5 protein-coding genes are annotated in these 10,338 nt (G+C 41.0%); all 5 read left to right on the top strand.

Annotated features, from left to right (window positions below):
- The first annotated feature begins 17 nt into the window (after positions 1-17).
- The 5 genes from MAR181_RS18080 (at position 18) to MAR181_RS09270 (ending at position 9,734) form a co-directional block, all read left to right on the top strand.
- A complete protein-coding gene (locus MAR181_RS18080; protein WP_013796331.1) occupies positions 18-839 on the top strand; it encodes an Imm49 family immunity protein in 822 nt (273 codons plus the stop codon).
- Positions 840-1,471: 632 nt separating this feature from the next.
- Positions 1,472-1,870, top strand: coding sequence for a hypothetical protein (locus tag MAR181_RS09285; RefSeq protein WP_013796330.1), 399 nt, complete (start codon positions 1,472-1,474; stop codon positions 1,868-1,870).
- Complete coding sequence (locus MAR181_RS09280; RefSeq protein WP_171810314.1) at positions 1,759-3,090, top strand: hypothetical protein; 1,332 nt, start codon at positions 1,759-1,761, stop codon at positions 3,088-3,090. Before MAR181_RS09285 ends, MAR181_RS09280 begins: the two co-directional genes overlap by 112 nt.
- Positions 3,090-3,449 carry a hypothetical protein gene (locus MAR181_RS09275; RefSeq protein WP_013796328.1) on the top strand — a complete coding sequence of 120 codons (360 nt, stop codon included), beginning with the start codon at positions 3,090-3,092 and terminating at the stop codon, positions 3,447-3,449. Before MAR181_RS09280 ends, MAR181_RS09275 begins: the two co-directional genes overlap by 1 nt.
- Positions 3,450-4,361: 912 nt before the next feature.
- Positions 4,362-9,734 (top strand): two-partner secretion domain-containing protein, encoded by a 5,373-nt coding sequence (locus MAR181_RS09270; protein ID WP_013796326.1) that lies wholly within the window; start codon positions 4,362-4,364, stop codon positions 9,732-9,734.
- The last annotated feature ends 604 nt before the right edge of the window (positions 9,735-10,338 follow it).

Raw genomic sequence — 10,338 nt, 5'->3', positions numbered from 1 at the left:
AAGCAAAGAGGTTAATAATGACTCCCAGAGTAGTAAACGATAAAATGGTGTTTCGCTTACAACATTGCGATAATGAAGTGAATAGTGACTTTAATTCTACAGAAGGTTTAGAAGAAATATGTAAAATGATTGAAGAGGGGGTAGAGCATTCACCAGCTTTGTTCAGGCTTTTAGCTCGTTACCTTGAAGCCAAAGCCATGTCACATTGGTTTCATGGGGGTGATCTAGAAACTTTTAAAAACCTCTGCTATAACATTTTTAAATTAAAATATATTGGCAATCACACCCCTTATAATAGTTTTGAAACTCACAACATAAATTCAGAATCTGCAATTTTTATATTATCCGACTATGAGCCACTTATTGATTGGCTTGGTCATCGAATGGATGAAATTGAATTAGATCCAGCGAAGACTGACATAGTAAAAGAAGGAGCTTTTACAAGGTTGCAAAATATTTTAGCTTGGCAAGGTCAGTTGGATGTGTTGGGAGAAAGAGCGGAACGTTTTGTTTCTAACCCACCAACTAATGGAATAAAAGTCTACTTAATTGACCAGCAGTTTTATTTGGCGTTGGCTAAAGGGGATGTACAAGGCATGGAGGCGGTCATAAAAGAACTCGTCAGCCCAAGAAAAATGAATCATAGAAAGGGATGGGACAGTTCTGCTTATATGCAAGGTTTGGTTGTGCCATCTGCATTGAAATACAGTAAATTAGCCATCCGATATGGCTATGAGTTAAATGTTGATAGTCCTCATTTACCTAAAGAGTGGCTTCCAGTGAACCGGCTAGTATGTTACGAAGATGAATTTGATTTTATGAAAAAGTATGAGGTATAACAAATAGTCGCAGAATGCTCATTTTGAGTTCCCAAAAATACCAAAGTTAACCCTACTTGGTGTAGGTGATGAGTTTGCTTCAAAAATAATTGGGGTCAGAGTCTGAGGGATCCCCACGAATTTCACGTCAAAATACTCGATGCTTCACGCAGTGTTTTTGTGCATTGTGTGAGTCCTTCTCGCCATTGTTTCGCTGTGATTTTTAAGCCTACTGATATGGCTCGTTTTCCTGAATACGAAAACGATAAAATGCGTCTATGTCGAATACTATTACTCTGAAATCGATGTGATAGATCTGCTTACTCTACCACTTTTCCAAGTAAAACGTGTGTTTTTATCATGCCTGTCCTGTTAGCCTACTCGGATTATCTTCATAACTCAGATTGGCGTCCAATGTTGGCTTACAAAGTGAGTGAGAGTGCTTATTGGGACACACACCTTAAGAAGCTAGTTTTTTCAATAAGTTAGCAAGACACACCCAAAAAGATTCACCTTTCCAATAAGTTAAGAACCTCATTGGTGGCCGGTAAGGTTCCTATGACTACTCTCCTCAAAAGCTAAGACAACAATTTAACAAGACACCCATCTTAAGTTCCAAGGCCACCAGTAGTTCCTTAGCTGATACCGGCTTAGTGGATGTCAAAGGTGGTGTGGTTGTCGATACAGACAGCAGCGAAGCGGGCAAGATGTATCTTGACGTGAACGGAGAAAGTAAAACCAGCCAAATTGACACCTTGGGTCATGAAGTGCTGGAAACACAAGATTTTCAGGGTAAAGGCAACGGCATCCTCTTTAGCAATAGCGAAGATACTCAGGAAGCTTTGGGTGATGCCTTTGGTAACCAACTGGCTGATCGCATCAACCAAGCCGCGGGTGGGGACTTAGATAGCACCGGAGGCAGTGCTTCAATCAACGACAAGTGGCCAGCTACAGCGTTCAGCAAGGTACTAATAATGCCAATAAAGTTGGCAATGCCGAAGTCGATCACAGGCAGCTTTATGCATCAGAAATTCTTGCGATTAAAGATGTGAGTAAAGGCTATGCCGAACAAACCGGCATTACGCAAAATCGTGCGGAAAAAGTCTTAGGCGATAATTTACGATATTACGTAGATAAGGATTTTCAAGAGAAAGCGAAAGCCAATGGATTTGTGCCAGACGACAGTGTATTGGAAGTATTGGCTGAGTCGTTAGAGGGCGATGATTACTTGACTGGTGACCTTCCTGTTGTGGAACCCAATTACAGTACTGAAGATGTCATCAATGGCGTCAAGGATTACGAGAATAAGCAAAGTCTGGCCTTTAATAATTCACTAATTGGTGGTGATGCGCTCATTGGGGAGGCATCTGATAAAACGGGAAGTGATCAGGTAGTAAGAGAGTTTTATGATCAAAACTATCCGATTAGTGCAACGGACGATGATAAAGCGTTAATGGAATTTGGACGTCAAGCGGGTATTCTTAAAGAGACGAAGCAAACCGCAGAAGATGTCAAAGATGGTGTTATTCATCTATTAACGTCAAATCCATTAGAGACTGCGCCACAAGTTATCAATGGAATCATAGACGAAACGTTCGACGCCATTACGGATGTTGGCCAATATGCTTCAGATAAAGTCAAGCCTATTGAAGAGAAAGATATTGCCTCAAACCTTGCTGCTAGAGCAGGAGACTTTTATGAAGCCGGTGTCCTTAAAGGAGAGGGGCAAGTCAAGACGAGTGTTTTAGGGATTGAAGTTGCTACTAGTGTATTGGGTGCTGGTAAAGTTGTTAGTACTGGAATAAAACAAATTCCGAAGAAAGAAGTACCCAAAGCGAATGCTTCTGGTGATAATGGATCGTTTAATGGTGACGGAGAATTTTCTACTCCTGATCGAAACGTAATTCCAGTAACGAACAAAAATGTCCAAATCGCTAGTGGTAAATATGACTATATGTTTGGTAGGGTTACATCAGGCTCACATAACACAGCTAGATCTTTGCAGCTAAAAGACGAACTAGCTAAAGTTGGTATTCATGATACACTTTCAGACCGAAATGTTATCTTGAATCATCTGGATGATGTGGTTAATGACCCTTCTAACATCACAGATAAATTCACAAAAACAGTTGACGGTAAAGTTCTGAAGTTTGAAACAAGACAATCTTTGTTTTCTGGTTCTGGTGGCTTTTTACAGTTCAATTCTACTTTCAAAGTTAATGCTGATGGTACGAGAACTCTGTCAACAATTATTCCTAAGGGTGGTAGTTAATGTCTTCCCAATGTTTGAAACCTAATGATATTAGCGTTCCTGATTCGGATGATTTCATTTCTACTTTTGGATGTGATTACTCGATAGATGCTGATCTTTATCAGCAATACTTTTTTCAAGATTCGGAAGGCTCTAAACTAAGACTGACTTTGGGTTTGGTAGACAATTCATTTAGCCTATCTTTATGGCAGGGTGAATTTGAGGTGGTGAAAATTTATGACGAATTTTTGTTAGAAGCCTCTATTGATGCTAGTACCCAAAATATTTTTATTAAACTGAAGCAAACAGATTTGATTCAAAAAATTACATTGTCAGCATGGCCAAAGTTTGCTCTTTCTATTGAGCGAATGAAAGTTTAGCTGGTACGGATCATAACAAAGATTGAAATTTTGCAAGCGTTTTCTTGACTATATTCAAATGCACAAACAATTAGGGTCACCCATAAGTCAGCCGGTGTCAATGGTGCGATAAAGTTCGGATCGGTTTTATGCGAACATAATTCGTTATGTTCTCTATGGCATGCTCCGGATTTCATTCGCTAATGTGTTTTTCTATTGGTTGTGCTGGATAAATTATCCGCAACAGTCACCCATCTGCATCGATATCCACCTATAGCGCTTCTTTTAATGGTGCGGAAAAAGAACAAACCACCAAGGCGACGATTGGTCTGGGTAATGTCACGGTCGGTGGCACAGACATTGACGAACAAGCTCAATTTAATTTAACAAGACATCCACCTTAAGTTCTTAACCTTTTCAATAAGTTAGAATCCTTTAACTTCTTCTAAGGCTCAATTCAGCGATTGAGCCTTTTTTTGTTTCTCCTGAAAGAGACCAAATTACCAAGGCCATCGGTAGTGGCATTAGGCCATTTGGCGCAGGACAAATTTGGCTTAGAACTGAGTGACATTAACCTCTATAGCCAAATTACTAGGCCACCCACCTCTTAAAGCCAGTCATATTAAGTGATTGGCTTTTTAGGTGAATAAGCGGATTTTTGTCATTTGATCAAGTGCATAGTATTTTTTTAGCAGTGCTCGTCTTCTCCTCTTTGCAGGTGAATTACCGTTTTAATGAGCTGTAAGTCATTACGAGGGAAGCTCAGATGGATGGCGGGTTAATGCACCGTGGCGTTTCTTTTGAATTCTATGTTGTTTATCTTTTTATATTGTCAATTTATGTAAGTCAAGGCATGATTATTCTGTTTTTGATGCAAGTTAGTTCATATTACGGACGTAATTTATAACTATTGAGTTCTTAGGGAAGAGATTTATGTTGACGTTACTGCGAATCATCAAACGCTGTGTTTATGATATTATTCCGTGGCAAAAAAAGCCTGAAGGTGTGGCTTTAGTAGGGCCCATTAAATTGGCTTCTGCCTCTTCTAATTTTTCACTTTTGTCTCCTTGCCGACGAAACCAAAAATACATCGCTCAGATTATGTTGTCGGCTTACTTGTCTGCGCCTGGTGTCTTGTTGGCACAGGGTGCGACTGCTGCCTCAAACAGCGCACATGCACCAGCATTTGATACTTCAGCCAGCGGCATTCCAATCGTCAACATCAATGCGCCTTCCTCAAAAGGTGTGTCTCGTAACGAATATGAAACACTCAATGTCGAAAGCAAAGGCCTGATCTTTAACAACGCCACCGACATCGCCAAAACCGAACTCGCTGGTTACATAGACGGCAATGCCCGTTTAGGGGGCAAGAGCGCCAGCATCATTCTCAATGAAGTGACCGGCAACAGTCGCAGTGCCTTGAACGGCTACATGGAAATCGCAGGGAAGTCCGCAGAGCTGATCATCGCCAACCAAAATGGCATCACCTGTAATGGCTGTGGTTTCATCAATACTACCCGTGGCACCTTGACCACAGGGCAAGCCTTGTTTGATGGTGCGGGTGGCTTGTCGGGCTTTGATGTGTCCCGTGGCGACATCGCCATTACCGGCCAGGGGCTAAACGATACCAACACCGACGAATTGGATATCTTGGCGCGCAGTGTCAAACTCAATGCCAAACTCTGGGCCGATAACGTCACCATCATTACCGGTGACAACCGCATTAACTATCAAGACAAGTCCGTCACCGCTCGATCCAGTGGGGAACGGGAAGAATTCGCGTTGGATGTGGCGGCCATTGGCGGCATGTACGCCAACCGCATTCGCTTGATTGGTACCGAAAAAGGTTTAGGAGTAAATGTCGACGGTGAGCTGAAAGCCATTGGTGACATGGTGTTGGACAGTCAAGGTAACCTCACTAACAGTGGTACTATTAGTGCAGATGTTGTTAGTTTTGATGTGGAAGATAATATAGTAAATAAGGGTAGCAATGCACTTATTTTAGCCCAATCTGATCTTAATATAGATAGCGGTAATAGTATTAACAATGAAAACGGTGGTACGTTTTATAGCTTTGGAGCGGCCACCCTAATTGCAGGAAGTGCATTATTGAACAGCTCTGCTCATATTGAATCTGTCGGGAAATTAACTATAGAAGCTCATAACCTGATAAATAAAAAGCATGAATTTTCAGTGAAAGAAGACGTTTTTGTGGATGAACCGGTTAAAGGAGAGTCTTTTTCTAAGAGTGGATATTACTCTGCTAAAAGAAATTATACAAAAACGCACTATGATTATTCTATTGCTACAGATTCTGCAAAAGGTTACATACTTTCAGGTAGTGATATCGATATAGATGTTACAGGTAATATTGATAATCTTTATTCAACGATTAGTGCAAATGGAAACATTGAGATAACCTCAACGGAAGGAAATTTAACAAATGCTAGCGCTGTTGTTACGAATAAAGAGGTAAGTGTTGGTAAAGAGTATTTAAAGAAGACATGGAGGGAGTGCAAAAGAAATTGGTATGGGAAGAAAAAATGTAAGAACAAATATAGCAGTTTGACCAAATCTTATAATTATGTATCACCAACAGAAGAAACGTTAGCCTTTGCAACAATTAGTGCGGGTGGTGGTATAGCAGTTAAAGTTGTAGATGTTTCAAATACATCATTAACTGATGACAGTTCTGATTCGGCAGAAGAAAGCTTAACCTACATTACGAATAAGCAAGAGGAAGTAGAGCCTTTCAGTGATCCAGATTTTCATAAGGACAAGTTTAAGGATACTGATGTAGATCGATTTATTCAAAACTCTCTATTCTCATTTTCTGGCCAACCGGATTCTCTTTACTTGATCGAGACAAATTCTGCATTCACGAACTATAAAAACTTTATATCATCGGATTATTTCTTCGATAAGCTTATGGTAGATGATCAATTAAACAAAGCAGTTCGATTGGGAGACGGTTATGTTGAGCAGCAGCATGTGAGAGATCAGATTTTATCTTATACGGGGTATCAAAACTTACCAAATGAAGTAGATATTGAATCGTCTTATTCGACCTTGATGGATAATGCGTTAGAGGAATATAAAGATTTAAAATTGAGTGTTGGGGTGTCTTTAGATGCTTCACAACTTGCCAATTTAAAAAAACCGATTGTTTGGATGGTGGAAGAAACTGTACAAACACCTAATGGCCTCAAGACAGCATTGGTTCCAAAAGTGTATTTCCCCAATACATCAGATCTCGTCTTAAGTTCAAGTGGATCTTTGATTGCTGCAAATAACATTGATCTTAAAGCCGAGAACGACCTTACTAACTCAGGTACGGTTGTGGCCAAATCAGACTTGTCTATAAGTGGCGACAGTCTTACTAACAGTGGTGATATGAGTGCTGGTGAGGAAGCTTCATTAATCTCGTCTGGAGACATAAATAATTCTGGTAGTATACAGGCTAGCGATACTCTAAGTTTGGTTGCAGGTGGTAGCATTACTAGTCAAACCCGAAGTCAAGAAATTAAAAACAAATCTGGTATTTTCTCAAGTAGTCAAACTCTTGTTGGGGAAACTGCTTCGCTTCAAGGTGGAAATGTCAAGCTAGTTGCGGGTAATAATATTAACTTAATCGGCAGTGAGGTGAAGGCGGATAATCAGTTCTTGGCTAAGGCTGGTAATGATATTACAGCTGCTAGTCTTGAAGTCACCAACAATAATAAAGCAGGAAGTTACTTCAATGAATCCAATACAGAGCAAAAAGTAAGTTCTTTATCTGCAACAAACATTCAACTCAGCGCGGGTAATACCTTTACCAGTGAAGGCGCTCAGCTGAATGCGCAAGAAGATCTGACCTTATCCGCTGACAACATTGATTTACAGGCAGTAAAAGACACTAAGGATAACCACAGCTTTGTGGGCGGTGGTGGTAACTCCACTGAAAAACGCGGTCATAATGAAAGCATCATCGGCACGGATTTGAAGGCCGGTGGTGCTTTGACCCTGGTGAGTCAGAACAACATCACCTCCAAAGGCTCTAACTTGAGTGGTGATGAGGGCATTGCATTAGTCGCAGGTGGCGATGTGGTGTTGGCCACGGAGACGGCGCGCAACTCATCCTATGAGCAAGTGAAGAAGAAAAAGTCTGGTATTTTTGGTTCTAAACGTTCTACCACAACCACGAGTTCTGAGAGTCTGACCAACCAAGGCACCAATCTCGCTTCCGCTGGGAACATAAGCATCGCCACCGGGAACGAGCTGGTGTTGTCTGGTTCCAAAGCTATTACCGAAGGTGACATCAGCTTGCAAGCGGGTGACGACATTCAACTGCTGAGTGCCGTCAATCAAACGTCCAACCGTTATCAACAGCAGAAAAAAGGCACCATTAAAGTTAAAACCAAAGACCAAGGTTCGGTCAAACAAACTGCGATGACCAGCGAGCTCATCGGTGGTGGAGACGTCAGCATGAACAGCGGCAGTAATATCACCTTGGAAGGGGCGACATTAGCGGCCAATGACACCTTATCCATTGGTACTGAGTCGGTGGCTCAAAATGCTCAAGGGCAATATGTCAATGCCGACGGAAAACAAGCCGGTAATGTTACTGTGTCCACACAAGCTTTGCAAAACAGTGAATGGGAGTCATCTTCATCAAGCTATCGTGGAGTATTTAAAGACATTTCGAAGGGGGTCGCTATTGTCGGTTCGGCTGTTGCCTCTATTGCAGGAGGTGATGGTGTTCAAATAAAAATAGGCGAGTCACATTCTAAACAAACAGACTCAATAACACATGAAAAATCGAATTTAACATCTAATGATTTGGACATCACTGCACAAGATAACATTAGTTTAGTTGCTGCTGGTTTAACTACAAGAGGTACTGCTAATTTACAAGCGAACGATGTCACCATTGACGCAGCTAAAGAACAAACCATAGTGACAGAGTCAAACAGTACTACAACTGTGATGTCTGGTGAGGGAAGTTCCAATGTTTCCGATAATATAAAAGATAGCCTCAAAGCGTATGTCAAAGGTGAAAATTCAGAACAAAAAGGCAGTCATGATCTCGAGCTTAAGCTAGAAAGCTCCATTGTAAAACAAGCGAACACCTCAAAAAAGACCTCTGATATTTGGACGGGCTCTTCGTTAAATGTAGGGGATTTAAATGTTAAGGCTAATGAACAAGTGGTTGTAATTGCTAGTGATGCTAGAGTTCAACAAAATGCCAACATTGAAGCAGCCAGTATTTTAGTGGCGGGACGTAAAGACACCACTCAGAAACAAAAAGAAATCAATACCCAAATAGATACCTTAAGTCTTGGCATTAGCGCTTCTTACAGTGATGGTGATTCTGTTGGTGAAACAGTTGATAATGCGGTTGCGAGTGTTGCTTCGAGTAGTGCAACCTATGATTTTGGATATTCTCGTAAAGAAACGGTTTCTAACTCCAGTTCAACAGAGAGCCAATGGAATGGTTCAAATATACAGGTGGGCAACAATGCAAACATGCAAGGAGGGGAGGCACTTACCGTACAAGGCTCTGATGTTACAGTAGGTGGCACCTTACTTGCCGATGCGGATAAAGTTAATATCTTAGCAGGTGAAAGCAGCCATCAGCAGAAGACCAATACTAAAACTAAAAGTTTGAGCGCAAAAGCTAGTTTTGGTTATAACGGCTCTTATTCTGGCAGTGTTAATACCAGTAAGAGTGAAAAACAACAGCAGTCTACTAAGTTTACAAACAGCAGCTTAACAGCTAGGGCATTGGTGAGTGACAGTGATCAGCTTAACATCGAGGGAGGGACTTTACATGGTGAGCAAGTATCAATTAATACAGATAAATTGAATATTGTTAGTGTCAAAGATAAAGTTAGCAGCAAAAGCCGCAGTGAAAATATAGATTTGAGTGCTGGACTAGCCTCTAGCGGTGCAAATATTGGCTTGAGTTATACTCAATCTAAGGCAGAATCTGATTCTCAGAATGTTGCTCAGCAAAGCGGAATTATATCTGGAGATCAAGGCTATCAAATTCAAGTAGCTAACCATACAAACCTAGTGGGGGCCGTTATTACCTCAACCCAAGGGGGTGAAGACAATGGGTTAAATAGTCTTACCACAGGAAGTCTAAGTAAAAGTGAGTTGGATAATCATACCAGTTCTAGTGAAGTCAGCGTTGGTGTCGGTCTTTCTTATGATTTTAGTGGAAATGATTTATCTCAGGATCTAGATTACGATGGAAAAGCTAGCAATGATATTAATATCACCAAGAGCACTATCAATACTGAAAACTTAACCATTACGGATTAGGAAGTAATTTAGCAGGTTAAGGCTGCAGAAGAGGGCAATGATGCCACCACTGCAGGTCTCGCGGCAGCAGACTCCGCCACCTTAGCCAACTGGTTGTATGGAAGCAGTACTCCAAATGATCTGACTGCTAAAACAAACTCTCACTAACATTCTTGGTGCCGCCTCGATTGCTGTTGCCAGCACTGCTTAAGGTGATGCTAGCGATGCGGTTGCTGCGGACCAAGCGAGTGAAATGCTGTAGAGAATAACTGTAATAAGGGACGCATGAAATGGGTCAGATGCTGTTGATAAAGCATGGGGGCAACCAGTTAAAAATATACCTAAGAATCTGAACAATTGGGGTCAGATGCTGTCTTGATACTCAAGCGTTAAAAGCTATGTCCTTGTCAAAAGGAACATTGTTTTTCTTACGACACTAATCACGTATTAGCAAAATCACTCTATCCCAAATCAATAATCTTGTCTGCAATCGATTAATTTCATTTTAAAAAATAACAGCAGATACCTGTTCTGTATAAGTCCTTCTTTTTCGTAGAGCGGTTTTGTATGATGAAGTGGCTTTTTTGAGATGTGTTTCCTGCTTTATAACTCCTAAAGAGCTCAG

Origin of the sequence: Marinomonas posidonica IVIA-Po-181, assembly GCF_000214215.1 — a bacterium.
Lineage (GTDB): Bacteria > Pseudomonadota > Gammaproteobacteria > Pseudomonadales > Marinomonadaceae > Marinomonas > Marinomonas posidonica.
The sequence above is the reverse complement of the archived record's forward strand: the minus strand, read 5'-3'. Positions and strand labels throughout refer to the sequence as shown.

What these genes read in the sequence shown, in the direction of transcription:
- MAR181_RS18080 (WP_013796331.1), top strand. Translation starts at nt 18, where the DNA reads ATGACTCCCAGAGTAGTAAACGATAAAATGGTGTTTCGCTTACAACAT.
- MAR181_RS09275 (WP_013796328.1), top strand. Translation starts at nt 3,090, where the DNA reads ATGTCTTCCCAATGTTTGAAACCTAATGATATTAGCGTTCCTGATTCG.
- MAR181_RS09270 (WP_013796326.1), top strand. Translation starts at nt 4,362, where the DNA reads ATGTTGACGTTACTGCGAATCATCAAACGCTGTGTTTATGATATTATT.